Source organism: Calidithermus terrae (genome assembly GCF_003574345.1).
GTDB lineage: Bacteria > Deinococcota > Deinococci > Deinococcales > Thermaceae > Calidithermus > Calidithermus chliarophilus.
In genome coordinates this window covers 1-25,384 of record NZ_QXDL01000003.1, presented here as the reverse complement: position 1 = coordinate 25,384, position 25,384 = coordinate 1, and the positions used below count along the sequence as shown (strand labels likewise).

Genomic DNA, 25,384 nt, shown 5'->3' with positions numbered 1-25,384 from the left:
GACAGGAGGTTGCCATGCCCATCTTCCAGCCCGAACTCGAGACCCTTCCCCGCCCCAAGCTCAAAGCACTCCAGGACGAGCGGCTGCGCGAGCAGGTCGCCTACGTCTACGAGCGGGTGCCCTTCTACCGCGCCATGCTCGAGGGCGCCGGCTTAAAGCCCTCCGACATCCGCGGCGTGGAGGACCTGCCCAAGCTGCCCTTCACCCGCAAGCGCGACCTGCGCGACACCTACCCCTTCGGCCTCTTCGCCGTGCCCCGCCGCGAGCTCGCCCGCATCCACGCCAGCAGCGGCACCACCGGCAAGCCCACGGTGGTGGGCTACACCAAGGGCGACCTCGAGGTCTTCGCCGAGGTGGTGGCCCGCTCGCTGGCCGCCGCGGGGGCCGAGCCCGGCATGATGCTGCACAACGCCTACGGCTACGGCCTGTTCACCGGCGGGCTGGGGCTGCACGGCGGCGCGGAAAGGCTCGGCATGGTCGTGGTGCCCATCTCCGGCGGCATGACCGACCGCCAGATCATGCTCATCCAGGACTTCAAGCCCGAGGTCATCTGCTGCACCCCCTCCTACGCCCAGACCCTGGCCGAGGAGTTCAAGCGGCGCGGCGTGAGCCCCGAGGAGATCAGCCTCGAGTACGCGGTGCTGGGCGCGGAGCCCTGGACCGAGGCCATCCGCCGCAGCGTGGACGAGGGGCTAGGGGTGAAGTCCACCAACATCTACGGCCTCTCCGAGATCATCGGCCCCGGCGTCGCCAACGAGGACGTGAACGAGCGCGACGGCCTGAGCTACGTCTGGGAGGACCACTTCTACCCCGAGGTCGTCCACCCCGAGACCGGCGAGCCGCTGCCCGAGGGCGAGGTGGGCGTGCTGGTGCTCACCACGCTCACCAAGAAGGCCATGCCGGTGCTGCGCTACTGGACCGGCGACCTCACCTACATCACCCGCGAGCCGGGCGCTTCCGGGCGCACCCACGCCCGCATGGCCCAGATCCGCGGCCGCACCGACGACATGCTCATCGTGCGCGGGGTCAACGTCTACCCCACCCAGATCGAGGCCGTGCTGCTGCAGATCCCCGAGGTCGCCCCGCACTACCAGATCGTGCTCAAGCGCGAGCGCACCATGGACGAGGTCGAGCTCAAGCTCGAGGTCGCCGAGCCCTTCTTCCGCGAAGTGGGCGCGCAGATGCTCTCCGACGAGGTCATCGAGGCCGACCACCGCCTGGCCGCTTTGCGCGATAAGGTGGCCCACAAGGTCAAGGACAACATCGGCGTCTCGGTCAAGGTCACGCTCATCAGCCCCGGCAGTGCCCCGCGCAGCGAGGGCGGCAAGCTCAAGCGCGTGGCGGACTTGAGGAATCTAGGCTAATAGCCGATAGCAGATGGCCGATAGCTAAGAGGAAGGTTTTTCGCTATTCGGCTATGGGCTATCGGCCACGAGCGACCCCTTATGAAACCCATCCCCATCGGACACCAGGCGACGCTCGAGGTCACGGTCACCGACGAGATGACCGTGGACTTCGAGCACCCCCACGACCCCCGGCTCGGCAAGCTGCACGCCGTCTACGCGACCTACTGGATGGCCAAGCACATGGAGATGGCCGGGCGCATGATCATCCTCGACTTCCTCGAGGAGGGCGAGGAGGGCATCGGCTCGAAGGTGAGCGTCAACCACCTGGCCTCGGCGCTTCCGGGCATGAAGGTGCGGCTGGTGGCCGAGCACGAGCGCACCGAGGGCAACCGCGTCTGGGCGGCGCTCAAGGTGTGGAACGAGCTCGGCGACCTCATCGGCGAGGGCGAGACCGAGCAGGTGATCCTGCCCAAGGGCAAGCTGGAACGCATCTTCGGGAAGCTCCAGGAGCGCTGGGCCAGCTTCCAGCAGGCGAGAAGCTAAATCAGGCCGCTTTTGTCCAGCCCGATCAGGTCTAACCTGATCCTGTGACCCGCTTGCCGCTGTTCCCCCTGCCGGAGACCGTGGTCTTCCCCGGCCTGCTGATCCCGCTGTTCATCTTCGAGGAGCGCTACAAGCAGATGACCCGCGACCTGCTCGCCCGCGACGAGGGCGAGCGGCGCTTCGTGATCACGCTGGCCGGGCCTGAGCCGGGGAAGTACCGCGAAGTCGGCGGCTACGTCGAGCTCCTGGCCGCCTCGGAAAACCCCGACGGCACCTTCAACATCGTCTGCCGGGGCGGCGACCGCTGCCGCGTGGGCGACATCGGCCTGGGCGAGGGCCAGCTCTACTACTCCGTCCCCGACCAGCCCTTCCCCCTCCTCCGCTCCGACCCCGGCAGCGAAACCATCGCCGCGTGGGACGCGATGGAGGCCTTCCGCGAGTACGTCGCGGGCAAGGCCGACCCCAAGGCCCTCGAGGAAGCCCTCGCCAACCTCCCCGAAGACCCCCTCTACCAAGCCTCCTTCCTCTGCGTCAACCTGCGCGTCCCCGCCGCCGAGAAACAGGCCCTCCTCGAGGCCCCCTCCCTCGTAGACCGCCTCGAGCTCGTCCAATCCCTCATGCGCCAGCGGCCGCTCTCGAGCAGTGTGTCCGAGGCCTGAGCGGAGGCCAGGCTAGCCCTCCCTCGTCAGCCGAACACGCTATCTAATGTAAACCGCGTTTTTCCTCAGATCGGCATCTTCATGAGTGTCGATGCCTGATCCGGCTAATAGCGTCTTCAGCAGCGTATTTGAGTAGCTCACCCTCGTAATTCTCTCCCTCATCATGATCCCTTATCCACTCGAGCACCGCGAGAGCACGTTCGTCGCCGAGTTGGTCGAGGATAATGATGCTCCGGAAGCGCACATCCGCGTCTGGGTCATTCCTCGCCAAAGTGATCAGTTGGTCAACCGGGATGTGATCTTTCCAGCATTTCAGCAGAACGCCCAAAGCGATCATGCGCGCATCCCCATCGGGATGGCTTAGCCACCGTGTCGCGGCTTCACTGGCGTGATCCTTATCCAGCTCTAACAACGCATCGAGTGCCCAGATCCCCTCAAATCCAAACTCCCGCGCCCACGTTTCCAAGACGCTCAGAAGAGTCTTTCTATCAGTTTTTTGCTTGATCAGCTCCAGTTGCTGTGAAAAAGTCAGCGAACTGTTCTTGTGACCCCACAGATATTGACTCAAGGATTCCGATAGGGTGGGGATGCTCACGAAGAAACGTCCTCGCAATTGTAAAAGCTCCAACTGCCCGATAGACGGGCTTGGTATCCCCCTCGACCGGTCCCCCAACTTCAGGCCCGAAGGGTTCTAAAGCTACGACTGCCCAGATTCCGCCTGGGCCGGTGTGTGTGCAGCGAAAACGGTAGGCACGTTCCTCGCCCTTAATCAGCCTCCAGACCACCCGGCTTACGTAAAGATCGAGAGCGGCAAGTTGAGTGAGCTGCATCTTCATGCCATCCCCTGCCTGACCGGCCAAATGCTCACTGATGATCGCTTCAGGAAGTCATCTACTGGTATCCCACACGTCGAATCGATCGCACAAGAGAAAACGGGGCTTCCAGAAAATGTCGAGCGCAGAACATACTAATACGCTTCAGCCCCCAAAAACACTGCTTGTTTAAGAAGGTATTCTTCTATGCAACGCAACATATTCTTGTACTCCTCGTCATCCAAGAGCGTATTCGTTAGATAAATCGACGTCCCATTAATAGATATATTTGCCGCACCCGACCAAAGTATCTTGTCATTCTCACGAGAATAGACTTCGATAGCAGCCTTATCATCTGCTTTCAGTTCTGTTACAAAACTCAATTTTCTCAATATACACGCATAGAGTCACAAATTCATCGTCGCTTATTTCTCTGGCAAGTCGGACCAGATGTTCTTTTTTTGCCATAAACCAATTCCTACGGTGTTCATTGCTTCTGGCTTAGCCTTCACAATAAATCAGGCTAGATCCTTTATTCCACGAGCAGGCTGCTGAGACGGCTTTCCGCGCTCTTCGGAAAGACCACTATCAACTTGTGTTCTTTGAGCTCTTCCCATAGGCTAGCAGCATCCTCCAGAATACTTATGTATGTGGTAAGGTCCTTTCCAGACAACAAGGTTTGATCTTCATGAATCAACAGGATCCTACGCTGGCTCAACCAATTAAAGTCCTTGAGACAGTCGTTCAGTGCGTCCCAATTGAAGCCGAAGTAGCCGGGGAACTGCAGCGTTTCAGCCAGCGCATTAAGAAGCTTATCCTTAGTGTCTAGTCCTCGTGGAAGAATCGCCACAAAGTCGCCCGGTTCGGCAAGTTTTTTCCATTGGTCATCGTATATGAACAACTGCATTTCCAGCAGCCTATCATGCTTACCCTCCCAACGATCGAGGCAGATTATCTAGTTTTATCCACAGACCCACCAGGTGCCTTGACCTAATGATCGCGACGGTGTTGGACGCAAATTCGATGGGTATGTCATCGGATTTGATCTCCCGGTCGCCAATGCAGAACCACCTATCGCGTAGGTTTATATACTGCGGCCACTCGGCTGGCCCTGTAAGCCTTACGGACACACCAGGTTGGAAGGCGTAAATAAATCTAAGGGTCCCCTTGTGGGTCGATGAGGGTGAAGCGTCGGTCAGAAGCCATGAACTCGGGTGCGTTACTCCCTCCACGTATAGTGCCCGTCCATCAATATCGACCATAACCTGAAGAAAGTTCACCAGAACCGACGATGCCGCTGAGGACCTCAGCGGCCTCTCTAGCTTGAACCCGATGCTGATGTCCTCATCGTTGTACCAGGGTATTCCCTGCACAACCGCATCAGAGTTGTAGTCGGTTTCTACGTGCATGCCAGATCACCCTGGTCACCGGGTGCGAATACGTGGCCACAGCACGTTCCGCAGGCTTTTCGCCGTCGCCCTCGAGGCACGCAATTCATCCCAGCTCCGAAGATCGCGCCGGTCGGTGCCACCGCCACGAGTACCCCAGGGCGAGCACCTCGACCCACATCTCCCTCCCCCTCACGAGGAAGTGCCGGCAGCCGAAGCGGCCGGCGCCGCTCTCCCCCAGCCAGGTCGAGGACTCGACCTCGTAGACCCAGGGGTCCGGGCAGACCCCCGCCGCCCGCCAGGCGCTCCTGAACTCCTCCCCCGTCTCGTGGGGGCTACGCGTCGCGTCGAAGAAGCTCGGGACGCTGCCCCAGTCGAACCTGCCCAGCAGGTCGGGGTCGTCGTCGTCGATCACCGGGTACATCCGCACCCACTGCCCGCCGGGGAACTCCATCACCACGCGGAGGAACTCGAGGTCCTCGACCCCGTCCCTCCCCGAGAGGTCGTAGACGTCGAACGCCACCTCCGCCGCGTCGTTCTCCGTGACCTCGACCCGGAAGGCGGACACGGACGGGGACAGTTTCCAAGGTACCTTCAACGGTATCGCGACATTCACCCTAGTGCTCACGTTTCACCTCAGCCATGGCGGGATGAACACGGAATAAAGCGGGTTCGACCCGTCTTTATTCACCGAAACCAGTATGCGGTATCCCGGCATTGGATAGTTCTTGAAGCTTACCGTAAGTCTTTCCTCCAAGACGCTGTTGTAGGCTACCTGCCGTGTGTTGGTAGGCTCATCCCTGCCATAGTCAGCGCTGCCAAGCCCCGATTATTCATCGCCAGTACTCGCCACGTTCCCACTGGTTCCAGGCACGACACCTCGAATATGGCTATTTGCCCGTCCTAGGACGCACTTCAACACGCACCCCTACCGCAAGCTGCGAAAGCGTTCGAGCCGCCGGTCGGGTTCCAGCCCCAGTTCCCGCATCGCGGCGGCATAAAGGCCCCACGCCTCGGCGGCCAGGGGGGTTTCGAGGAGGCGCTCGAGCGCCGTCTCGTCGGTAGGCTCCAGGCGCAGGGCCTCGAGCCAGGACGCGGGCTCGTTGCTTTGCAGCAACTGCTGGCGGCGGGAGGAGCGGTACTCCTCGCGGAAGCGGTCGATCTCGGGGTGGTCGAAGCCCTCGAGCGGCAGGGCGCTGCCCGCTCGCGGTTGCCAGAGGTCCACGCACAGCTCGGGTACCCGGGCCAGGCCGTAGGGCTTGAGGAAGTAGCCGGGCACGCGGCTGGGGCGGCCGGGCTCGAGCGCCCCCAGCAGCTCCGACCACAGCACGCGGAACTCGCCGTCGGAGACCTCGAGCGCTTCCACCAGGGCTTCCTTGCTCCAGTCGCGCAGGAGCAGCAGCGCCAGCAGCAGGCGGGTCTTCTCCCGCTTGAGCCGCACCTCCTGTCCCTCGACCCGCAGGCCCAGCCCGCCCAGGGCCGTGACCTCGACCCGCACCCCGGGGTGGTAGGGCACGGGCAGTTTGCCCGCCTCCCACAACAAACGGCGCGTGCGGTGGACTGGCGGGGCGAAGAGGGTGTAGGCAGTGAGGAAGGGGTAGCGCTCTAGAAGTTCCGGCGAGCCGGGGTTCCAGGGGTAGGCCGCCGCCAGCGCCAGGAGGAAGGGGTCCTCGAGGGCGGTGAGGGCGGGGAGGGCGAAGGGCTCGCCCCGGCGCAGGTGGGCATAGGCCGCGGCGAGGGTCATGAAGGCCTCCACCCAGGGGTCGCCGGCCTCGCGGCTCAGGCGGATCATGTCGGCGTAGGCGCGGGCGTCCCCCACGGCCGCCAGGCCGCCCAGGGCCTCCACCTTGAGCCGGGCCGGGCCGCCCTCCGCCAGCGCCAGGGCCCGCTCGTAGGCCCGGCGGGCCTCGTCCCAGCGGTCCTGCGCCAGCAGGGCGTGGCCCAGCCGGGCCTCGGCCAGGGCCACCACGAAGGGGCTGCCCAGCGCCTCCCCCTCCCGCCGGCCCTTATGGGCCATGGCCTGGGCGCTGGCCGCGTCCCCGGCGGTGGCCTCGAGCAGCGCCAGCAGCAGCGTGCCCTCCCGGTGGTTCTGGGCCACCGGCGCGGTGCGGCCGTGCTCCCGCCGCAGTTCCTGCAAGGCCCGGGCGGGTTCCCCGCCGCGCAGCCAAAGCCGCGGGCCGTCCAGGCCCAGCGCCCGCGCCTCGGCCACCCGGCCGCTGTTGAGCAGGTTCTCGGCCCACAGGCGCCGGCTCTCCTCGGGGAAGGCGCGGCGGGCGGCCTCGAGGCACGGCCACGCCCGCGCGGGCTCCACGGTGTCGAGGAACAGCCGGGCCAAGCCCAGGTTGGCGAGCTCGACGCCCGCCTCCAGGGCCTCGCGGTAGATCCCCTCGGCCTCGGCGTAGCGCCCGGCCTGGCGCAGGGCTTCGGCGTGGAGGTAGCGCAGGCCGGGCCGGGTGGCGAACAGGTCGCGGGGGATGCGCTCGAGCATCGCCAGCACCGTGTAGGTCAGGCCCCGACGCAGCCAGGCCTCCCCCTGGGACAGCACCAGGTCGGCGGCGTGGCCGAAGCGCCCGGCCTCGAGCAAGTACCCCGCCGCCCGCACCCCCTCGCCCCGCTCCAGCGCGGCGTCGGCGGCGCGGGTCAGGAGGCCGCGCACCTCGGCGGGCTCGAGCAGGCTCATGAGGGCCTGGCGCACCAGGGGGTGGAAGCGGATGCGGCCGCCCACGCGCTCGAGCAGCAGGTCGCTGGCGTAGGGCTCGAGGCGGGCCGCTTCGCCGGCCCAGCCGGGCTCCTCCGGGTCGAGCTCGCCCAGCACGCTCGCGCGGGCCGCCGCCTTCTGCACGGGCTCGGGCAGGTGGGGCAGCAGGTAGGCCAGCAGCCCCGCGGGGTCGGGGTGGGCGTAGAAAGCCTCCTCGGGGCGGGCCCCCCGCTGCATGGCCCGCAGCAGCAGGCGCAGGCCCAGCGGCCAGCCCTGCACCAGGCTGTGGGCGTGCTCGACCTCGAAGGCCGGGAGTTCGGGCGCGACGGCGCGGCCGAGCTCGAGCGCCTCCGCGGCGTCGAAGGCCAGTTCCCGCTCGCCCAGCACCCGCCCCAGCACCTCCCAGGGGGCCGCACGGCGCGTCAAGATCGCCATCTGGAGCCCCGGGGCCTGCGAGAGCATCCGCAGGAAAGCCAGGGCTTCGCGGCTGGCGGCCCGCTGGGCCTCGTCCAGCACCAGGGTGTGCGCCCCGCCCGGGTGCGCGGCGAGCCCCTCGAGCAGCCCCTCGGCCGCCTGGGCCCAGGCCCCGTGCTCGAGCGCACGCTCGACCTCGAGCGCGTGACCCCCCAGGCGCGGGCGGTAGGCCTCGAGCAGGTGCCAGCCCAGCACCACCGGGTCCTGCGCGTCCTCGGCGAGCGTGACCCACACCCCTGAGCCCGCCGCCAGCGAGGCCATCAGCGTGGACTTGCCGTACCCCGCCCCCGCGGCCAGCACCAGCACCGGGCTCTTGGCGAAGCCCTGGCGCACCACCTCGCCCAGCCGCAGGCGCTCGACTTCTCGAGCCGTGCGCGGGGGCAGCAGGCGGCTTTTGGGCACTCGGTAGGGCATGACGCGAACCGAATTCTACCCGCAAAGGGAGCGCCCGCGCAGTTGCGAAAGCCCCGCAGCCGCTACACTGGGCCTCATGAGCACGGCGATCTACGACGCCATCAAGAAGACCATCGTCGAGGCCATGAAGGCCAAGGACCAGACCACCCTCGACTTCGCCCGCGTGGTCAAGGCCGAGATGGACCGCAAGGGCGACGGCCGCCCCCTCCCCGACGCCGACGCGGTCAAGATCCTCAAGGCCCTGCGCGTCACGGCGGAGGAAACGGGCAACCGGTCCGACCTCGAGTTCCTCGACCGCTTCCTCCCCAAGGAGATGAGTGAGGAGGAGATCGAGGCCTGGGTACGGGCCAACATCGACTTCAGCCAGTTCAAGACCCCCCTCGCCGCCATCGGCGCGGTGACCAAGGCCCTGGGGCCGGTGGCGCCGGGGGACAAGGTGCGCCGGGTCATCGAGCGGGTGGCGGGGGGGTAGGAAGGGCCGAGGCCGGGGGTCGGGAGCCAAGAGGCGCCGAATTCCGGCTCGTGGCTCGTGGGGAAACCTCCAGCCAGGGTCGAAAACCGTAGGTCCTGTTTCGCTCAGCCCTTCTCAGAGGGGCTCGAGCGGTTGCGGTAGCTGAAGCTCAGCACGGAGATCATCGCGGTGATCAGGGTTGCGGTTATCAGCCACGGGACGTATGCCTTCATCAGCGCTGAATAGGGGACCAACGCTGCCGAAGCGATCAACACCGCGTAGACGAACCGCAAGGGCGATCGGGAGCGTATCCGATACTCCAGGTTCCATCCGATCATCGACGTGGCGAATAAGGACAGGGCAATCCTCTGATGGGCGAGGTCGGGGGTGTGAAGCACCAAAGTCGACAGGGGGAAGGAGATCACCAGGGCCTGGATGATCACCGCCTGGTGCCTCACCTGGAAAAGAGTGACCGCGAGGGCGGAAAGTGCGCTCGCGATCATCAGGAAATCGGTCCATGGGCTCATGCGTTTCTCCTCCCGAGGCGGATCCAGTGGCCCAGCTCGTTAGCTGAGTACATTCTAGTTTACGCCCAGCATACGTGTACGTCACTCGTGTTAGCCGCCAGGAGGCGTCGCCCGCTGAAGAGGCTGAGCTTCAATTTGAGCTAAGGGGATTGTTGAAGTAAAATAAAAACTTGCCTGGGAAAAGGGCACGGTCGCGGACGGGAAACCGTCTGAGGAAAGTCCGGGCTCCACAGGGCAGGGTGCCAGCTAACGGCTGGGCGGGGTAACCCGACGGAATAGTGCAACAGAGAGCAGACCGCCGCTTCGCCGCCTCGGCGGCGGGCGGTAAGGGTGAAACGGTGGGGTAAGAGCCCACCAGTGCCCCTGGAGACAGGGGGAGCTAGGTAAACCCCACCCGGTGCAAGGCCTACGCGAGGGCTTCCCTCGCGCACCCCAGGGAGAGCTGGCCCGGCTCGCTTACCTGGAGGGACTGGCCGCTCGAGGTCGCTGGCGACAGCGATCCCAGATAGATGACCGTGGAAACAGAACCCGGCTTACGCCTCTTCCCAGGCAACCAAGCCGCTGCAAGCCCCTTCCTTCCGGAGGGGGCTTTGGCTTTCCCCACCTCCTTCCCCCTACCCCAACTCGAGCCGGACAGTCCTTAATGTTTTCTTTAGTTTTCTTCGTTCGGAACAGAGCTTTGCTCGAGCTTCTGATCGCACGAGAATCGGGGCTTCCGTAGGAACCGCCACCTTTTCCGACCCCACTCCAGCTAAACCCCACCGTCATCGCAAAACTCGGGGATTCTGCCGCCCGCCTCCCGCCTTCGCGCCTCCCAGGGGAGCCAAAGTGGGAGGAAGGTGGGGCCAGGGTGGGACACAGTGGTAGAACGTGGGAGTTCTGTGGTAGATTGGCTGCAGAACAGCAATGCCAGTGGGAAATCCACCCAAAACCCCGTTGGCGAAGGGAAGCCCAAGGCCTGACCTGGAGAAAAGACGATGCCCTTCGGTGAATACCAGTATAGCCTCGATGACAAAGGGAGGGTTGTGATACCACAACCCTTTCGCCCTTTTATCGAGGACGGCGTGGTGATCACGAGGGGCCTCGAGGGCTGCCTCTACCTCTTCCCGCTGCTGGCCTGGAGCAAGATCGAGCAGCAGCTCGTGAACCTTTCGCTCATCGACCTCGAGGCGCAGAAGTTCATGCGCTTCTTCTACATGGGCGCGCACAAGACCCAGATGGACAACGCCTCACGCGTCACCATCCCGCCGCCCCTGCGCAAGTTCGCCGGGATCGAGGAGTCCAACGAGGTGGTGGTGGCCGGGGCTCCTACGCGGCTGGAGCTGTGGAGCGAGGGGCGCTGGTGGGAGAACATCAACCAGGTGCTCTCGAACCCGCCCGCGCCGGAGGCGCTGCGGGGGCTGGTGGGGTGATGGGCGTGGAACAGGGCCTCTCCCACACCCCGGTGCTCTTCGAGGCGGCGCTCGAGTGGCTGGACGTGCGCCCGGGCGGCCTCTACGTGGACGCGACGCTGGGGGGCGCGGGGCACACCCGCGGCATCCTGGAGCGCGGGGGCGAGGTGGTGGCCTTCGACCAGGACCCCCAGGCCGTCGAGCGGGCCCGGGCGTTGAAGCTGCCAAAGCTCCGGCTGGTGCAGGCCAACTTCCGCCACCTCACCGCCGAGCTATCCCAGCTCGGCGTCGCCCAAGTGGACGGCGTCCTCGCCGACCTGGGCGTCTCGAGCTACCACTTCGACGATCCCGAGCGCGGCTTCAGCTACCGCCTCGAGGGCCCGCTGGACATGCGCATGGGCGAGGGCGAGCTCACCGCCGAGGAGGTGGTCAACACCTTCGACCTCGAGGACATCGCCGACATCCTGCGCACCTACGGCGAGGAGAACCGTGCCTACCGCATCGCCCGCCGCATCGTGGAGGCCCGGCCCATCCGCACCACCACCCAGCTCGCCGAGGTGGTGCGCAGGGCCACGGGCTTCCGCGAGGCCGGGCACCCGGCGCGGCGCACCTTCCAGGCGCTGCGCATCTACGTCAACGACGAGCTGGGCGCGCTGCGCGAGCTGATGGAGGGGGCGGCGCAGGCGCTGCGCCCCGGCGGGCGGCTGGTGGTCATCAGCTTCCACTCGCTCGAGGACCGATTGGTTAAGCACTTCCTGCGGGACCACCCCGGCTTCACGGTGCTCACCAAGAAGCCGGTGATCCCGCAGCCCGAAGAGATGGAGTCCAACCCGCGCGCCCGCAGCGCCAAGCTGCGCGCGGCGGAAAGGAAAGGGGAGCGCGAATGAGGGTGATCGGTCGGTGGGGGGGCCTGTATCTGCTGTTGCTGGCCGCGCTGAGCGTGCTGGGGTACGTCAACCAGTCGTCCAACCAGGCCATCGCCCGGCTCGAGCAGACCCGCGCCGAGCTCGAGGACCGCGTGCTCGAGCTCACCCTCCGCCACTACCAGAGCGCCTCGGCGCTGGCGCTGCGGGAGTGGGCGAAGAACAACGGCTTCGTGCCGATGAGCCTGGCCCAGTGGGCCGAGGAGGGGCAATGACCCAGGCCAGCCTGCACCGCGTTTGGGTGGTGATCATCGCCTTCGCCTGCTACTTCGGGGCGGTGGCGTACGGGCTGGTGCAGCTCGCCCGCCACGCCCCGCAACTGCAGCCGCGCGACCCGCAACCCAAGGTGCGCTCCGTCCCGCGCGGCACGCTGCTCGCCCACGACGGCACCCCGCTGGTCATGAGCAGCACCGCCGGGGCTCGGCTGTACCCGGTCGGGGTCTCGGCCTCGCAGGTGCTGGGCTTCGCCGAGCGCGACCCGCGCGGCGTGGCCGGGCGCGGGCTCAGCGGCCTCGAGCGCGACCTCGAGAGCGCCCTGGCCGCCGGGCGCGACGTGCGCCTGACCCTCGACCCCGCCGTGCAGTCGCTGGCCGAGCAGGCCCTGTGGGGCGCGATCGAGTCCTCCAAGGCCGACTGGGGCACCGCGCTGGTGATGGAGACCCGCACCGGGCGGCTGCTGGCCGTCGCCAACGGCCCCCGCTTCGACCCGCAGGCCCCCCGCCCCGACCCCGCGGCCGACGTCTCCTGGCGCAACCACGCCTTCCTGGTGGCGCTCGAGCCGGGCTCGACCATGAAGGCCCTCACCGCCGCCGCGCTGCTCGAGCAGCGCAAGGCCGGCCTGGGCACCGTGGTCGATGCGCCCATGCACTACCGGGTCGCCGGCTGGACCATCAACGACGTGGTCTCCCACCCCCGCAAGCTCACCCTGGCCGAGGTGCTCAAGTACTCCTCCAACGTGGGCATCAGCAAGCTGGCCGCGGGCATGGACCGCCGGAAGCTCTACGCCACCATGGAGCAGCTCCACTTCACCGACCCCCGCCCGATGCCCGGGGCGCGGCTCGAGCAGCCCAAGGTGCGGCGGCCCGAGCTGTGGGGCCCCACCGAGTACGTCAACGCCACCTTCGGGCAGGGCTTCCTCATCACCCCCCTGCACCTCGTCGCCGCCTTCAACGCGCTGGCCAACGACGGGCTCTACCTGCCGCCGCAGCTCGTGCAGGGCCCGGTGGGCGAGGGCGAGCGGGTCTTCCGCCCCGAGGTGGCGCGCGACGTCCGCAAGGCCCTCACCGACGGGGTGGCCCCGCAGGCGAAGCTCGAGGGCTACGCGGTGGGCGGCAAGACCGGCACCGCGCAGGTGGTGGTGGACGGGCGCTACTCCCGCACCGTCTACAACGCGCTCTTCGCGGGCTTTATCCCCTCCGACGAGCCCAGGGTGACGGTGGTGGTGGTGCTGCACCACCCCAAGGGGCCCCGCATCCACGGCTCGATGGTGGCCGCCCCGGTGTTCCGCGAGATCGCGGCCGGGCTCTTCAGCCTGTGGGGCGAGCCGCCCCGTCTGGAAGCCTCACCCAAAAGCCGGTAGACTGGGGGCTCGGTGAGGCTGTTGTGCATGATGAGTATGTAACACATTTTACTGCTTACGCTAAACCCGCCCCGGAGGTCCGCGCCTGATGGAAGCGATGCCCAAACCCGACACCCCGAGCTGGAGCCGCCTCAGCCCCGAGTGGGTGGCGACGGCGCTCGAGGGGAGGGTCCACCCGCCGGTGGCGGTGGCGCAGGACCTCACCTGGGACTCCCGCGCGGTGCAGCCGGGGACGGCCTTCGTGGCCCTGCCCGGCGCCAAGGTGCACGGGCGGGACTTCGCCGCGCAGGCCCTCGAGCGCGGCGCGGCCTTCGTGATCACCGACCGGGCCCACCCCGGCGCCCTCCAGGTGCCCGACCCCGCCTTGGCCCTGCTGCGGCTGGGCCGGGCGCTGCGCGAGCGCTTCGGCGGCACGGTGGTGGCGGTGGGGGGCAGCTCGGGCAAGACCACGACCAAGGAGGCGCTGGCCCAGGGGCTGGGCTGGCCCGCGCCCGAGGGCAACCTCAACAACGCGCCCGGGCTGGCGCAGTTCCTCTGGCGGCTCGACCCCGCCGCGCGGGGGGCGGTGCTCGAGCTGGGCATCGACCGGCTGGGCGAGATGGACGAGCTCGTGGGCATGACCCGGCCCAGCCTGGGCCTGCTGACCGCGCTGGGCCCCGAGCACCTCGAGGGCCTGGGCAGCTTCGAGAACGTGGTGCGGGAGGAGTCGCGGCTGCTCGAGGGCAGCCCCCTGCGGCTGTGCAGCCTGCAGGCGGCGGAGTGGGTCGCCACCCCCGACGTCGAGACCTACGGCTTCGGCGACGCCGACTTCGCGGGCTACGGCCTCGAGCTCGGCGCCGAGTCGAGCCGCTTCCGCTACGCCGGGCGCACCGTCCACGTCCCCTACCCCGGCCTCGGGCCCGCGACGGGCGCGCTGGCCGCGCTCGCGGTGGCCGAGGCGCTGGGCGAGGACCTGGAGGCCGTGACCGAGCGGCTGGCCCGCCTGCAGCTCCCCGGCGGCCGCATGGAGCGGCTGGTGCTCGCCGGTATCACCGTGCTCAACGACGCCTACAACGCCAACCCGGTCTCGGTGCAGGCCGGGCTGGAGTACCTCAAGGGCCAGCCGGGGCGCAAGTGGCTGGTGCTGGGCGAGATGAAGGAGCTGGGCGAGCGCAGCCGGGAGTACCACCTCGAGGCCGCCCGCCAGGCCGCCGAGGTGAGCCCGTTGCGCATCTTCCTCGGCGCCCACGCGCAGGCCCAGGCCGAGGCGGTGGGCGGCGAGGTGGCCTACAGCGTCGAGGACGTGGCCGAGCTCCTCTCGGGCGTGCAGGAGGGCGATCTGGTCTACCTCAAGGCCTCGCGTTCGGTGGGGCTCGACAAGCTGCTCGACATCTGGCCGAAGGGGGCGCGGTGAGGCCGCTGCTGCTCGCCCTGCTGCTGGGCCTGCTGGGCTGCGTGCCCCAGGCGGGCTCGAGCCCTGCCCCCTCCGGCCAGACCCTGCTGCTGAGCAACGGGCTCATCCAGGGCCGCACCGTGCGGCTGCCGGCGCTGGAGTTCGACCTGCCGGGCGTGCCGGTGGCGGCGGCCACCAGCGGCGGCCGGCTCTACGCGGGCTTCCCCTTCCAGCTGCTGGTGTACAACCAGGGGCAGCTCGAGAACAGCCTGCCCCTGAGCTCCACCCCGCGCTTCCTCAAGGGCTGGCCGGGCGTGGTGGTGGGCCTGGACGAGGGCGTGTACACCCCGGGCCGCGGGCTGCTGCGGCTGCGGGAGCGGGCCCTGGACGCGCTGGCGGTCAAGGACCAGCTCTACTGGGTGGACGGCAAGGCCTTTTACGCGGGCTCGAGCCCCCTCGCCGAGGGGCCTTACAAGCGGGTGGCGGGCGACGAGCGCCGGGTGATGGCCCTCACCGCCGCCTCGGCCTTCATCTACCCCGACCGGCGCAGCATCAACCTGCCCGAAGAGCCCCTCGCCGCGGTGGTGGTCGAGGACCTCTACATGCTGGGCGCGAAGGGGCTTTACCGCATCTCGGCCAGCGGGCTGCAGGTCGCGTTCCAGCCCGGGGACTATAGCGCCATCGCCACCGACGGCGAGACCCTGTCGCTGCTGCAGGACGGCCGCCTGGTGCGCTTCAACCTTTCGCTGGGAGGCTTATGACGCTGGTTGCCGCTGCCGTGCTCTCGTGGTTCTTGGGCGGCTTGTGGATCGCCCTGATGCGCTCCTTGCGCCTGGGCAAGCAGGTGCGGGCCGAGGGCCCGCAGAGCCACCTGGCCAAGACCGGGACCCCCAGCATGGGCGGGGTGAGCTTCCTGCTCGCCGCCGCCGTCGTCTACGGGCTGCAGGGGGGCGATACGTACGCGGGGCTGTGGCTGTTGGGGCTGGGCTACGCCCTGCTGGGCCTGGCCGACGACCTCGCCGGGATGATGCGCCGCCCGCTCAAGGCCCGCGAGAAGCTGGCCGTGCAGGTGGTGATGGGGCTGGTCTTCGCCGTGTGGGCCAGCGGGCAGGTCGCCTACACGCCCTACCCCGTGCTCGACGTCGCGCTCTTCGTGCTGGTGATGATCGCCGCCTCCAACGCCTTCAACTTCACCGACGGGGTGGACGGGCTCTTAGCCAGCGTGACGGCGGTGCTGCTGCTGCCGTTCCAGGGCCTGGTGCTGGCGCAGAGCCTGCTGGGGGCCTTGCTGGGCTTCTTGTGGCACAACGCCCCCAAGGCCCGCCTCTTCATGGGCGACACCGGCAGCATGGGGCTGGGGGCGCTGGTGGCGGGGCTGTTCATCCTCGAGGGCAAGCTGTGGTGGCTGCCCCTGGCCGCGCTGATCCCGGTGCTCGAGGTGCTGTCGGTGATGATCCAGGTGACCTACTTCCGCCGCACCGGGCGGCGCGTCTTCAAGATGAGCCCGCTGCACCACCACTTCGAGCTCTCGGGGTGGGAGGAGAGCAAGGTGGTCTTCCGCTTCGTGGTCGTCACCGCCCTCACCACCGCGCTCGCCTACGCCCTGTGGGGGGGCCCGGCATGAGCGAACGCCTGGTCTTCGGCCTGGGCCGCAGCGGCCTGGGGGTGCTGGCCTACCTGCGGCGCAAGGGCCTGCCCGCCGACTTCCACGACGACCGCCCCAAGCCCGAGGAGGCGGCGCAGGCCGAGGCCTGGGGCTTCGCCGCCGCCCGCGAGCTCTCCGGCTACCGCGAGGTGGTCGCCGCGCCCGGCGTGCCCATCGACCACCCGGCGCTCGAGCGCCTGCGCGCGGAGGGGGCCGAGGTCATCGGCGAGGCCGAGCTGGCCTACCGGCTCTCCCCCACCCCGCTCGTCGGGATCACCGGCACCGCCGGGAAGGGCACCGCCACCGTCGCCACCGAGCACTTCCTGAAGGCGCTGGGCTTCAAGGCGGTGGCCGGGGGCAACCTGGACCCGCCCCTGCTCGACGTGGTGGACGGGGCCGAGGTGGCGGTGGCCGAGCTTTCGAGCTTCCAGCTCGAGCGCGTCGTGCGCTTCCGGCCGCGGGTGGCGGTGCTGCTCAACCTGGGCATCGACCACCTCGACCGCCACGGCAGCCTCGAGGCCTACCACGCCGCCAAGCTCAACCTGCTGCGCAACCTCACCCCGGAGGACGCGCTGGTCTACAACGCCGCCGACGAGCGCGTCGTGGCGGGCATCCGGGGCTGCGTGGCCCGCCGGGTGCCCTTCTGGCCGCAGGCCACGCCCCGCCAGACCAACCTCCTCGCCGCCCGGCTCGCCGCCCGGGCCTACGCCGAGCTGGCCGGGAAAGCGGTGGACGAGGGGGCGCTCGAGCAGGCCCAGGCCACGGCGCCGCAGCTCGAGGGCCGCTTCGAGGCCTTCGCCCGCAAGGGCGGCGTGACCTTCATCGACGACTCCATCGCCACCCGCTTCGACGCGGTGAAGGCCGCGCTGCTGGCCGCCCCCACCCCCGTGGCCTGGATCCTGGGCGGGGTGGACAAGGGCGCCCCCGTGGCCGACCTGCGCGAGGCGGTGCGGGGCCGGGTGCGGGTGATCCTGGCCGTGGGGCAGGACGGCCCCCGCATGGCCGAGTGCTTCGCCGACCTCGCCGAGGTCGTGCCCGTCCTCGAGGCCGAGGGGCGCTCCGCGCTGCGCCGGGCCGTCGAGGAGGGGCTCGCGCGCCTCGAGACGGGCAGCGTCCTGCTGGCCCCGCTGGGCACCTCCTTCGACCAGTTCAAGGACTACAAGCACCGCTCCAAGGTCTTCCGGCAGGTGGCGCTCGAGCTGGGCGCCGTCCCAGTGGGCGGGGGGTGAGGCGTGGACCCCATCCTGCTGCTCTCCCAGGCCCTGCTGCTCGGCTTCTCGCTGGTCGGGGTGGCCACCGCGCGCCCGGCCCTGCTCGACGACCACCTCATCCGGGTGGGGCTGTGCGTGGCGGCCACCTTCCTGGGGGCGCTGGTGCGGCCCTTGTGGCTGGTGCGCTTCGCCAAGCCGCTCTTCGCGCTCACCCTGGCCCTGCTGGTCGCGGTGCTCTTCGTGGGCACCGGCCCGGCCGGGGGGGAGTACCGCCGCTGGTTCAGCCTGGGCCCCGTCGATCTCCAGCCCTCCGAGCTCTTGAAGCTGGTGGCGATCTTCTACATCGCCGCCTACTTCCACCAGCGCGACCTCGACCAGCCTATCCTCAAGGTGGTGGCCTGGCTGGGCCTGGCCTCGGTGCTGGTGGTGGTCGAGCCCGACGTGGACGGCGGCATTCTGATGGTGGTGCTCACCGGCACCATGCTCCTGCTCATCGGCGTGCCCTGGCGGCGCATCCTGGCCCTCACCGCGCTGCTGGCGGTGCTGCTGATGGCCTTCGTGACCTTCATGCCCGGCAAATTCGCCTACATCCCCGACCGCCTCGAGGGCATGCGGCTGTACCTGCGCGGCGAGGCCGACCCCGGCGACGAGGGCTACCAGGCCACCTACGCCCACCGCGCCATTTTGCAGGCCGGGCCCTTCGGGCGCGGCCCGGGCGCCGAGATGCAGATCCCCACCGGCCTCACCGGCCTCACCAGCGACCTGGCCGCCGTGCCCATCGTGTGGGCGACGGGCTGGGTGGGCGGGGCCATGCTGCTGACGGCGCTGGGGCTGCTGCTGCTGCGCGGCTTCAACGTCGCGCTGCACCTCGAGGGCACCGCGGCGGTGGTCGCCACCGGCATCACCTCCTACCTCTTCTTCCAGACCGCCTTCAACCTGATGGGCACCCTGATCTACCCCATCATCGGCATGCCCCTGCCCTTCGTGAGCTACGGCGGCACCTCGCTGCTGGTGGCGGGCTTCGCGCTCGGGCTCATCCACTCCCTCGCCCGTGAGGCCCGGCCCAGCCTGAGCCGGGAGGTGGCCCCGTGAACCGCCTCCCGGCCACCGCTCCCCTGATCCTGGTGACCGGCGGGGGCACCGGGGGGCACTTCTACCCGGGCCTGGCCGCCGCCCAGGCGCTGCGGGCGATGGGCCACGAGGTGGCCTACGTGGGGGCGGAGGGGGGCCTCGAGGCCCGCCTGCTCCCCCAGGGCGACCTGCCCTACCACCTGATCCCTGCCGGCAAGCTCTCGCGCGACCTGCTGCGCCCGGCCGAGGGCGGCAAGGTGGTGCGCGGCCTGATGGCGGCGCGCGGCCTGCTGCGGCGCCTGCGCCCCCGCGCGGTGCTCTCCACGGTGGGCTACGCCGGCTTCCCCCTGGCCTTCGCCGCCGAGTGGGCGGGGGTGCCGGTGGTGATCCACGAGCAGAACGCCCGGCTGGGGCTGGCGGCGCGCTGGCTGGCCGCCAGGGCCCAGCGCATCGGGCTGTCGGTGCCCGTCGCGCTCAACCCCCAGCTCAGCCCGCGCTCGAGGGTGGTGGGCTACCCCGTGCGCGAGGTGCGCCACCCCAAGGCCGAGGCCAAGCAGGCCCTGGGCCTCGACCCCGCCCGCCCCCTGCTCCTGGTGATGGGCGGCAGCCAGGGCAGCCTCGAGCTCAACCGCGAGCTGCCGCAGCGCCTGGAGCCCTTCTTAGGCGAGTACCAGGTGCTGCACCAGTGCGGGGTGCGCTGGGAGGCCCAGATGCAGGCCGAGCACGGCAAGACCCCCGGCTACGCGGTGCGCGGCTTCGTGGACGGGCCGCTGGCCTGGAGCGCCGCCGACCTCGCCATCACCCGCGCGGGGGCCGGGACCTTGGCCGAGGCCGCCTTCCACGGGGTGCCCGGCCTGCTCGTGCCCCTGCCGCGCGACCTCGACGGCGGGGCGCAGTGGGCCAACGCCGGCTTCTATGCCGAGCGGGGCGCTTCGGTTATCCTGGACGGCTGGGAGCGGTTCCAGGCCAAGCTGGAGCAGCTCATCACCCAGGCCCCCGCCATGAAGAACGCCCTCGCCCCCCTCTCCCCCGCCGGGGCCGCCCGGCGGCTCGCCGAACTCGTGCTGGAGGTCGCCCGGTGAGTGCCCGCCACTACCACCTCATGGGCATCGGCGGGATCAGCGTCTCCGCGCTGGCCGAGATCCTGCAGCACCAGGGGCACCGGGTCTCGGGCTGCGACCAGCACCTCTCCGAGCGCACCGCCCGCCTCGAGCGCCGGGGCATCGCGGTCCTCCAGGGGCACGCGCCGGAGCACCTCGAGGGCGTGGACGTGCTCGTAGCCTCCACCGCCATCGGCGAGGACGAGCCCGAGCTGGCCGAGGCCCGCCGCCGCCGCATCCGCGTGCTGCGGCGCATCGAGCTGCTGGGGGAGGTCATGGGCCGGGGCACCAGCCTGGGCGTGACCGGCTCGCACGGCAAGACCTCCACCAGCGCCATGCTGGCCCAGATCCTGCTGGGGGCGGGCCGCGACCCCACCGTGGTCCTGGGCGCCGACTTCGCCGCCATCGGCGGCAACTACCGCATCGGCGACGGGCCCATCGTGGCCGAGGTCGATGAGTCGGACCCGCTGTTCCAGCACCTCGCCCTCGACGTCGCCGTGATCACCAACCTCGAGGCCGACCACATCTCCCCCGACGGCCGCCCCCGCCCCAACTACCACGAGTCCTTCGCCAGCCTCAAGGAGGCCGTGCGCACCTTCGCCCGCAACGCGGCCAAGGTGGTCTACAACGCCGAGTGGGCCCACCTCGAGGCCCTCACCGCCGGGACCGAGCGCTACGGCTTCGGGCTCGAGCACGGCGACTGCCACGCCGCCAACGTCGAACTCCTGCCCTTCGGCAGCCGCTTCGAGCTGGTGTGGCAGGGGCAGGTGCTGGGGCCGCTCGAGCTGCAGGTGCCCGGCCGCCACAACATCGCCAACGCCCTCGCCGCCGCCACCGCCGCCCTCTTGGCGGGGGTGCCCTTCACGGCCATCGCCGCCGCCCTGCACGCCTTCGCCGGGGCCCGTCGCCGCTTCGAGCGGGTGGGCGAGTGGCAGGGGGCGCTGGTGGTGGACGACTACGCCCACAACGCCACCAAGCTCGCGGCCCTGCTGGCCGCCGCCAGGGCCACCGGCCTGCGGGTGCGGGCGGTGTTCCAGCCCCACCGCTACGGGCGCAGCGAGCAGGAGTGGCCCGGCTACGCCCGCGCGCTCGAGCAGGCCCACGAGGTGCTGCTCCTCGACGTCTACGCCGCCTCCGAGAGGCCCCTGCGCCTGAGCAGCGCCCAGATCGTGGGCAACATCGTCGAGCACCTGCAGCAGCGCGGGCACGCCGCCCGGCACTACGCCTGGGACGAGGCGCTGGCCTACCTGCGCCGCAGCGCCCGCCCCGGCGACCTCATCCTCACCGTGGGCGCGGGCGACGTGTCCCGGCTCGGCCGGCTCCTGGTCAGCCCGGCCCCCACCCCGGGCCAGGAGGTCGTGTGAAGGTCGAGCGGCTCCCCCTCAGCAAGCTCACCACCTTGGGCGTGGGGGGCCCGGCCGAGGTCTGGACGGTCGAGACCCCCGAGGACCTCGCCCGCGCCACCGAGGCCCCCTACCGGGTGCTGGGCAACGGCTCCAACCTCCTCGTCGCCGACGCCGGCGTGCCGGAGCGGGTCATCGCCTTGGGCGGGGTCTTCAAGGAGTGGGACTTCGCCGGCTGGGTGGGGGCTGGGGCATTGGTCAGCACGCTGCTGCTCAAGAGCGCGCGGCTGGGGCTGTCGGGCCTCGAGGGCCTGCACGGGGTCCCCGCGCAGGTGGGCGGGGCCGTGAAGATGAACGCGGGCACGCGCTTCGGGGAGATGGCCGGCGCGCTCGAGCTCGTCGAGATCTTCCACGACGGCGCCCTGCACGTCTACCGCCCCGAGGAGCTGGGCTTCTCCTACCGCCACTCCGCGCTGCCCCCCGGCTCGGTCGTGACCCGCGTCAGGCTGCGGCTGCTCGAGGCGGGCGAGGAGGCGGTGCGGGCCAAGATCGCGCTGGTGGACGCCGCCCGCAAGGGCCAGCCCAAGAAGAAGAGCGCGGGTTGCGCGTTCAAGAACCCCGCCGGGGACTCCGCGGGCCGCCTCATCGACCGGGCCGGGCTCAAGGGCCTCGCGGTGGGCCGGGCCATGATCAGCCACGAGCACGGCAACTTCATCGTCAACCTGGGCGGGGCCACCGCCCGGGAGGTCTACGCCCTGCTGCGCCGGGTGCAGCGGGTGCTGCCCCTGGAGGTCGAGTGGGAGATCTGGGGCGAGCTGGGGGCGGAGTTGGGGGAGGAGGTGGTCGCGTGATCCGAGGCTTTTTGGCGCTGCTCACGCTGGTCGCCCTCGGCGTGGGCAGCCGGGTGGTGTGGCCGGTGGAGCAGGTGGTGGTGGCGGGCAACGCCCAGCTCTCCGACGCCGAGGTGCGCTCGATCACCGGCCTCGAGGCCGGCACCCCCTGGCTGTGGGCCTGGCCGCACGCGCTCGAGCCCCTGCGCGCGAACCCCTGGGTGCGCTCGGCCCGGCTCGAGCGCCCGGCCATCGGGGAGCTGCGGGTGGTGCTCGAGGAGCGCAAGGCGCTGGCGACGCTGGTGCGCGAGGGGAGGGAGTGGGGCCTCAGCGGCGACGGGGTGCTGCTGCCTGATCCGCCCAAGACCCGAACCCGCATCGAGGGGCTGGGCACGCCCCGCCTCGCCGATCTCATCGCCATCGTCAAAACCCTTCCCAACGCCACGGCCATCCGCTATACTCCTGCGGGTTATACGGTCCGTGGGGAGGGCTTCGAGGTGTGGGCCGCCACGGCCGAGGAATTGAAAAAGTGGGCCAAAGACCGTAAATCCCTTGCAAACAAGCCCACCTACCTCTATCCTTGGGGGGAGAGTAAAAGCCGATGATTCTTGTAGGAATTGACGTAGGGACCACCAAAGTCTGCACCGTGATTGGTGAACTCTCGTCCGACGGTCACCTGGACGTGATCGGTGAAGGCACCGTTCCTTCCCAAGGGCTCAAGCGGGGAGTGGTCACCAACCTCGAGCGCACCAGCGAAGCCATCCGGCAAAGCCTCTTCCAGGCCGAGCGGGTGGCCGGGGTCAAGGCCGAGCAGGTGTTCGTGGGGGTCGCGGGCTCGCACATCAAGAGCGTGACCAGCCACGGCCTCGCCGCCATCCGGCGCGGGCACAGCATCACCCAGGCCGACATCGACCGGGCCATCGAGCAGGCCAAGGCCTACCCCTTCGAGGGCGACGTTGACCTCATCCACGCCCTGCCGCTGGAGTTCCGCGTAGACGGCCAGGAGGGCATCCGCGACCCCATCGGCATGGCCGGGGTGCGCCTGGAGGTGGACGTGCACCTGGTGGCCGCCGGGCGCGGCCCCATCACCAACCTGCGCAAGGCCGTCGAGGACGCGGAGGTGGGCGTGGGCGGGGTCATCCTGCAGTCCTACGCCTCCGGGCTCGCGGTGCTCTCCCCCGAGGAGATGGGCATGACCGTCATGCTCATCGACATGGGCGGGGGCACCACCGACGTGGCCGTGTTCAAGGGCGGCCGCCTGGCCCACTCCGCCGTCATCCCCCTGGGCGGCGACCACATCACCGGCGACATCTCCCAGCTCCTGCGCATCCCCTTCGAGGAGGCCGAGCGGGTGAAGAAGAAGTACGGGGCGGCCCTGCCCGAGCTCGCCGACCCCGAGCTGGTGCTCGAGATCAACCAGGAGGGCGGCCCGCCCCAGGTGGTGCAGGCCACCGAGCTCGCCAAGATCATCCGCCCGCGCCTGCGCGAGATTTTGCACTTCGCCCGCTCCAACGTGGACGAGGCGCTGGGGCCGCTGGAGATCACCGTGGGCAAGGTGGTGCTCACCGGCGGCAGCGCCCTGGTGCGGGGCCTGGAGGAGCTCGCCCGCAAGCAGTTCAACCTGCCCGTGCGGCTGGGGCGGCCCATCGGGGTCTCGGGCCTCACCGACGTGGTGGCCTCCCCCACCCACGCCACCGCCGTGGGCCTGGTGCGCTACGCCAGCCTCTACACGCAGCCCGCCGCCGGCAAGGCGGGGGTGCTGCGCCTGGGGCGTAAAACGGCACAATCGGCCAACAACCCGGCCGCGGCCAGCAAGGAAGAGGAAGGGCCGGGGCTGTGGGAGCGGATCAAAGGCGTATTCAAGAACTTCTTCTAAGGAGACGGGGTTATGGGAGACGTGGTGATTAAAGTCATCGGCCTGGGTGGCGCGGGCAACAACGCGGTCAACCGCATGATCGAGTCCGGCCTGTCCGGCGTGGAGTTCATCGCCGCCAACACCGACGCCCAGGTCCTGGCGACCAGCCTGGCCGACATGCGCATCCAGTTGGGCGACAAGCTCACGCGCGGCCTGGGCGCCGGGGCCAACCCCGAGATCGGCGAGAAGGCCGCCGAGGAGACCCGCGACGTCATCGAGGAGCAGCTCGAGGGCGCCGACTTGGTGTTCGTCACCGCCGGCATGGGCGGCGGCACCGGCACCGGCAGCGCCCCCGTGGTGGCCGACATCGCCAAGAAGCTCGGCTGCCTCACCGTGGGCGTGGTCAGCCGCCCCTTCTCCTGGGAGGGGCCCCGCCGCATGCGGGCCGCCGAGGAGGGCATCCGCAAGCTGCGCGAGCGCGTGGACGCGATGGTGGTGGTCTCCAACGACCGCCTGCTGCAGGCGCTGGACAAGAAGATCGGCATGAAGGACGCCTTCATGGTGGCCGACCGGGTGCTCTACCACGGCGTGAAGGGCATCACCGACGTGATCACCCTGCCCGGCCTCATCAACCTCGACTTCGCCGACGTGCGCGCGCTGCTGGAGAACGCCGGCCAGGTGCTCATGGGCATCGGCTCCGGCCAGGGCGAGAACAAGGTCAGCGACGCCGTGCGCAGCGCCGTGCACTCCCCGCTGCTCGAGCGCTCCATCGAAGGCGCCCGCCGCCTGCTGGTCAACGTGGTGGGCTCGGAAGAGCTGGGCCTGGCCGAGGCCTCCGCCGTGGCCGAGCAGATCCGCGAGTCCACCGGCATGGAGGACGTGGACGTGCTCTACGGCCTCACCTACGACGACCGCGCCAAGGACGAGATGCGCGTCATCCTCATCGCCGCCGGCTTCGGCGAGGGCGCCGTGATCGCCAAGCCCGCCGGCTCGCGCCTCGTGGACTTCCCCGCCACCAACGTTGACCTCTCCAACATCGACATCCCCGCCTTCATCCGCTACGGCGACGGGGACATGCCCAAGCGGGGCAACTAAAGCCCGCCGGGGGCCGAGGGTCGAGGGCCGGACATGCTCGACCCTTTTTCGGCTCTGAACCCCTGACCCTTGACATGATCGTTTTAGGCATCGACCCCGGCATCACCAACATGGGCCTGGGGGTGGTGGAGCAGGTGGGCAAGCAGCAGCGGCTGCTGCACGCCGACGTGATCACCACCCGGCACTCCGACCCCGCCCCCGAGCGCATCGGGAAGATCTACCAGACCGTGCTCGAGGCCGTCCGCACCTACAAACCCCAGGCCATCGCGGTCGAGGAGCAGTTCTTCTACCGCCAGAACGAGCTGGCCTACAAGGTGGGCTGGGCCATGGGCGCCCTGCTGGTGGTGGCCGACCAGCACGGCCTGCCGGTCTACGGCTACGGCCCCCCCAAGGTCAAGCAGGCCCTCGTAGGCTACGGCCACGCCGACAAGGACCAGGTGGCCTTCATGGTACGCGCCGTGCTGGGCCTGAAGGAAACCCCCAAGCCCAGCCACAAGGCCGACGCCATCGCCATCGCGCTCACCCACTGTTTCTTCATCAACCTGGGCCAACCGAGCCCGGTGTAGGAAGCGGTCAGCCGTCAGCCTGTGGCTCGTGGCTCGTGGTGACCCCTCCCCGTCCCTCCCCGCGCACGGGAGGGAAATATCCCCCCAGCCC

Annotated in this window: 27 protein-coding genes and 1 other RNA gene; 21 read left to right on the top strand and 7 right to left on the bottom strand. The window is 69.3% G+C overall.

All coding sequences use genetic code 11. The annotated features are described in order from the left end of the window. Nucleotides 1-14 precede the first annotated feature (14 nt). The 3 genes from Mterra_RS00790 (at nucleotide 15) to Mterra_RS00780 (ending at nucleotide 2,548) form a co-directional block, all read left to right on the top strand. Complete coding sequence (locus tag Mterra_RS00790) at nucleotides 15-1,364, top strand: phenylacetate--CoA ligase family protein (RefSeq protein ID WP_119313428.1); 1,350 nt, start codon at nucleotides 15-17, stop codon at nucleotides 1,362-1,364. Nucleotides 1,365-1,445: 81 nt separating this feature from the next. Next, entirely contained in the window at nucleotides 1,446-1,889 is a 444-nt protein-coding gene (locus Mterra_RS00785) for a thioesterase family protein (RefSeq protein ID WP_119313427.1), read from the top strand. A gap of 44 nt (nucleotides 1,890-1,933) precedes the next feature. Then, nucleotides 1,934-2,548, top strand: a complete 615-nt coding sequence (locus Mterra_RS00780) for an LON peptidase substrate-binding domain-containing protein (protein WP_119313426.1) — start codon at nucleotides 1,934-1,936, stop codon at nucleotides 2,546-2,548. 79 nt (nucleotides 2,549-2,627) lie between these two features. Here the strand turns inward: Mterra_RS00780 and Mterra_RS00775 are convergent, their stop codons facing one another. From Mterra_RS00775 to Mterra_RS00760, 6 genes are all read right to left on the bottom strand, one after another. Next, the gene (locus Mterra_RS00775) at nucleotides 2,628-3,143 is read right to left on the bottom strand and encodes a HEAT repeat domain-containing protein (protein WP_119313425.1); all 516 of its coding nucleotides are present in this window, start codon (nucleotides 3,141-3,143) and stop codon (nucleotides 2,628-2,630) included. A gap of 372 nt (nucleotides 3,144-3,515) precedes the next feature. Beyond that, nucleotides 3,516-3,743 carry a hypothetical protein gene (locus Mterra_RS21685; RefSeq protein WP_147372477.1) on the bottom strand — a complete coding sequence of 76 codons (228 nt, stop codon included), beginning with the start codon at nucleotides 3,741-3,743 and terminating at the stop codon, nucleotides 3,516-3,518. A gap of 149 nt (nucleotides 3,744-3,892) precedes the next feature. Then, entirely contained in the window at nucleotides 3,893-4,267 is a 375-nt protein-coding gene (locus tag Mterra_RS00770; RefSeq protein WP_119313424.1) for a barstar family protein, read from the bottom strand. A gap of 19 nt (nucleotides 4,268-4,286) precedes the next feature. Beyond that, complete coding sequence (locus tag Mterra_RS21680) at nucleotides 4,287-4,769, bottom strand: hypothetical protein (protein ID WP_147372476.1); 483 nt, start codon at nucleotides 4,767-4,769, stop codon at nucleotides 4,287-4,289. 85 nt (nucleotides 4,770-4,854) lie between these two features. Further along, entirely contained in the window at nucleotides 4,855-5,316 is a 462-nt protein-coding gene (locus tag Mterra_RS00765; RefSeq protein WP_119313423.1) for a hypothetical protein, read from the bottom strand. A gap of 360 nt (nucleotides 5,317-5,676) precedes the next feature. Continuing rightward, complete coding sequence (locus tag Mterra_RS00760; RefSeq protein WP_119313422.1) at nucleotides 5,677-8,334, bottom strand: MalT transcriptional regulator family protein; 2,658 nt, start codon at nucleotides 8,332-8,334, stop codon at nucleotides 5,677-5,679. Between the two features lie 76 nt (nucleotides 8,335-8,410). On the opposite strand from Mterra_RS00760, the gene Mterra_RS00755 reads away from it, so the two are divergent. Then, nucleotides 8,411-8,806: a GatB/YqeY domain-containing protein gene (locus Mterra_RS00755; RefSeq protein ID WP_119313421.1), complete on the top strand. Its 396-nt coding sequence runs from the start codon at nucleotides 8,411-8,413 to the stop codon at nucleotides 8,804-8,806. Nucleotides 8,807-8,910: 104 nt separating this feature from the next. Here Mterra_RS00755 and Mterra_RS00750 read toward each other — a convergent pair whose 3' ends face one another. Then, nucleotides 8,911-9,312: a hypothetical protein gene (locus tag Mterra_RS00750; protein WP_119313420.1), complete on the bottom strand. Its 402-nt coding sequence runs from the start codon at nucleotides 9,310-9,312 to the stop codon at nucleotides 8,911-8,913. 175 nt (nucleotides 9,313-9,487) lie between these two features. Here Mterra_RS00750 and rnpB point away from each other — a divergent pair. The 17 genes from rnpB (at nucleotide 9,488) to ruvC (ending at nucleotide 25,293) form a co-directional block, all read left to right on the top strand. Further along, an RNA gene (rnpB, locus tag Mterra_RS00745) (RNase P RNA component class A) lies at nucleotides 9,488-9,864 on the top strand. A 425-nt stretch (nucleotides 9,865-10,289) separates the two neighbouring features. Next, complete coding sequence (gene mraZ / locus Mterra_RS00740) at nucleotides 10,290-10,724, top strand: division/cell wall cluster transcriptional repressor MraZ (protein ID WP_027893302.1); 435 nt, start codon at nucleotides 10,290-10,292, stop codon at nucleotides 10,722-10,724. Next, nucleotides 10,724-11,590, top strand: a complete 867-nt coding sequence (rsmH, locus tag Mterra_RS00735; RefSeq protein WP_119313419.1) for a 16S rRNA (cytosine(1402)-N(4))-methyltransferase RsmH — start codon at nucleotides 10,724-10,726, stop codon at nucleotides 11,588-11,590. Before mraZ ends, rsmH begins: the two co-directional genes overlap by 1 nt. Beyond that, nucleotides 11,587-11,841, top strand: coding sequence for a hypothetical protein (locus tag Mterra_RS00730; protein ID WP_119313418.1), 255 nt, complete (start codon nucleotides 11,587-11,589; stop codon nucleotides 11,839-11,841). The genes rsmH and Mterra_RS00730 overlap by 4 nt, the downstream gene beginning before the upstream one ends. Continuing rightward, nucleotides 11,838-13,205 (top strand): peptidoglycan D,D-transpeptidase FtsI family protein, encoded by a 1,368-nt coding sequence (locus tag Mterra_RS00725; protein ID WP_119313417.1) that lies wholly within the window; start codon nucleotides 11,838-11,840, stop codon nucleotides 13,203-13,205. The genes Mterra_RS00730 and Mterra_RS00725 overlap by 4 nt, the downstream gene beginning before the upstream one ends. 88 nt (nucleotides 13,206-13,293) lie before the next feature. Further along, nucleotides 13,294-14,598, top strand: coding sequence for a UDP-N-acetylmuramoyl-tripeptide--D-alanyl-D-alanine ligase (locus Mterra_RS00720; protein ID WP_245971441.1), 1,305 nt, complete (start codon nucleotides 13,294-13,296; stop codon nucleotides 14,596-14,598). Next, entirely contained in the window at nucleotides 14,595-15,338 is a 744-nt protein-coding gene (locus Mterra_RS00715) for a nucleoside phosphorylase-I family protein (protein ID WP_119313416.1), read from the top strand. Before Mterra_RS00720 ends, Mterra_RS00715 begins: the two co-directional genes overlap by 4 nt. After that, entirely contained in the window at nucleotides 15,335-16,201 is an 867-nt protein-coding gene (locus tag Mterra_RS00710) for a phospho-N-acetylmuramoyl-pentapeptide-transferase (RefSeq protein WP_119313415.1), read from the top strand. The genes Mterra_RS00715 and Mterra_RS00710 overlap by 4 nt, the downstream gene beginning before the upstream one ends. Then, nucleotides 16,198-17,451, top strand: coding sequence for a Mur ligase family protein (locus Mterra_RS00705; RefSeq protein ID WP_119313458.1), 1,254 nt, complete (start codon nucleotides 16,198-16,200; stop codon nucleotides 17,449-17,451). Before Mterra_RS00710 ends, Mterra_RS00705 begins: the two co-directional genes overlap by 4 nt. A 3-nt stretch (nucleotides 17,452-17,454) precedes the next feature. Further along, nucleotides 17,455-18,525, top strand: coding sequence for an FtsW/RodA/SpoVE family cell cycle protein (locus Mterra_RS00700; RefSeq protein ID WP_119313414.1), 1,071 nt, complete (start codon nucleotides 17,455-17,457; stop codon nucleotides 18,523-18,525). Nucleotides 18,526-18,548: 23 nt separating this feature from the next. Next, the gene (locus tag Mterra_RS00695) at nucleotides 18,549-19,586 is read left to right on the top strand and encodes a UDP-N-acetylglucosamine--N-acetylmuramyl-(pentapeptide) pyrophosphoryl-undecaprenol N-acetylglucosamine transferase (protein WP_119313457.1); all 1,038 of its coding nucleotides are present in this window, start codon (nucleotides 18,549-18,551) and stop codon (nucleotides 19,584-19,586) included. A 20-nt stretch (nucleotides 19,587-19,606) separates the two neighbouring features. Beyond that, nucleotides 19,607-20,968 (top strand): UDP-N-acetylmuramate--L-alanine ligase, encoded by a 1,362-nt coding sequence (gene murC, locus Mterra_RS00690; RefSeq protein WP_170159496.1) that lies wholly within the window; start codon nucleotides 19,607-19,609, stop codon nucleotides 20,966-20,968. Then, nucleotides 20,965-21,798 carry a UDP-N-acetylmuramate dehydrogenase gene (locus Mterra_RS00685; RefSeq protein ID WP_119313412.1) on the top strand — a complete coding sequence of 278 codons (834 nt, stop codon included), beginning with the start codon at nucleotides 20,965-20,967 and terminating at the stop codon, nucleotides 21,796-21,798. Before murC ends, Mterra_RS00685 begins: the two co-directional genes overlap by 4 nt. Then, on the top strand, nucleotides 21,795-22,382 hold the full coding sequence (locus Mterra_RS00680) for a cell division protein FtsQ/DivIB (RefSeq protein ID WP_170159495.1): 588 nt from the start codon (nucleotides 21,795-21,797) through the stop codon (nucleotides 22,380-22,382). Before Mterra_RS00685 ends, Mterra_RS00680 begins: the two co-directional genes overlap by 4 nt. Then, nucleotides 22,379-23,653 (top strand): cell division protein FtsA, encoded by a 1,275-nt coding sequence (gene ftsA, locus Mterra_RS00675; RefSeq protein ID WP_119313410.1) that lies wholly within the window; start codon nucleotides 22,379-22,381, stop codon nucleotides 23,651-23,653. Before Mterra_RS00680 ends, ftsA begins: the two co-directional genes overlap by 4 nt. 12 nt (nucleotides 23,654-23,665) lie before the next feature. Then, a complete protein-coding gene (gene ftsZ / locus Mterra_RS00670; RefSeq protein WP_027893468.1) occupies nucleotides 23,666-24,727 on the top strand; it encodes a cell division protein FtsZ in 1,062 nt (353 codons plus the stop codon). A gap of 74 nt (nucleotides 24,728-24,801) precedes the next feature. Beyond that, on the top strand, nucleotides 24,802-25,293 hold the full coding sequence (gene ruvC / locus Mterra_RS00665) for a crossover junction endodeoxyribonuclease RuvC (RefSeq protein WP_027893469.1): 492 nt from the start codon (nucleotides 24,802-24,804) through the stop codon (nucleotides 25,291-25,293). Nucleotides 25,294-25,384 lie beyond the last annotated feature (91 nt).

Excerpts from the sequence above, each read along its gene's own strand:
- Mterra_RS00790 (WP_119313428.1), top strand. The coding sequence starts at position 15 with ATGCCCATCTTCCAGCCCGAACTCGAGACCCTTCCCCGCCCCAAGCTC.
- Mterra_RS00785 (WP_119313427.1), top strand. The coding sequence starts at position 1,446 with ATGAAACCCATCCCCATCGGACACCAGGCGACGCTCGAGGTCACGGTC.
- Mterra_RS00770 (WP_119313424.1), bottom strand. The coding sequence starts at position 4,267 with ATGCAGTTGTTCATATACGATGACCAATGGAAAAAACTTGCCGAACCG.
- Mterra_RS21680 (WP_147372476.1), bottom strand. The coding sequence starts at position 4,769 with ATGCACGTAGAAACCGACTACAACTCTGATGCGGTTGTGCAGGGAATA.
- Mterra_RS00760 (WP_119313422.1), bottom strand. The coding sequence starts at position 8,334 with ATGCCCTACCGAGTGCCCAAAAGCCGCCTGCTGCCCCCGCGCACGGCT.
- Mterra_RS00755 (WP_119313421.1), top strand. The coding sequence starts at position 8,411 with ATGAGCACGGCGATCTACGACGCCATCAAGAAGACCATCGTCGAGGCC.
- Mterra_RS00750 (WP_119313420.1), bottom strand. The coding sequence starts at position 9,312 with ATGAGCCCATGGACCGATTTCCTGATGATCGCGAGCGCACTTTCCGCC.
- mraZ (WP_027893302.1), top strand. The coding sequence starts at position 10,290 with ATGCCCTTCGGTGAATACCAGTATAGCCTCGATGACAAAGGGAGGGTT.
- rsmH (WP_119313419.1), top strand. The coding sequence starts at position 10,724 with ATGGGCGTGGAACAGGGCCTCTCCCACACCCCGGTGCTCTTCGAGGCG.
- Mterra_RS00730 (WP_119313418.1), top strand. The coding sequence starts at position 11,587 with ATGAGGGTGATCGGTCGGTGGGGGGGCCTGTATCTGCTGTTGCTGGCC.
- Mterra_RS00725 (WP_119313417.1), top strand. The coding sequence starts at position 11,838 with ATGACCCAGGCCAGCCTGCACCGCGTTTGGGTGGTGATCATCGCCTTC.
- Mterra_RS00720 (WP_245971441.1), top strand. The coding sequence starts at position 13,294 with ATGGAAGCGATGCCCAAACCCGACACCCCGAGCTGGAGCCGCCTCAGC.
- Mterra_RS00710 (WP_119313415.1), top strand. The coding sequence starts at position 15,335 with ATGACGCTGGTTGCCGCTGCCGTGCTCTCGTGGTTCTTGGGCGGCTTG.
- Mterra_RS00705 (WP_119313458.1), top strand. The coding sequence starts at position 16,198 with ATGAGCGAACGCCTGGTCTTCGGCCTGGGCCGCAGCGGCCTGGGGGTG.
- murC (WP_170159496.1), top strand. The coding sequence starts at position 19,607 with ATGGGCATCGGCGGGATCAGCGTCTCCGCGCTGGCCGAGATCCTGCAG.
- ftsA (WP_119313410.1), top strand. The coding sequence starts at position 22,379 with ATGATTCTTGTAGGAATTGACGTAGGGACCACCAAAGTCTGCACCGTG.
- ftsZ (WP_027893468.1), top strand. The coding sequence starts at position 23,666 with ATGGGAGACGTGGTGATTAAAGTCATCGGCCTGGGTGGCGCGGGCAAC.
- ruvC (WP_027893469.1), top strand. The coding sequence starts at position 24,802 with ATGATCGTTTTAGGCATCGACCCCGGCATCACCAACATGGGCCTGGGG.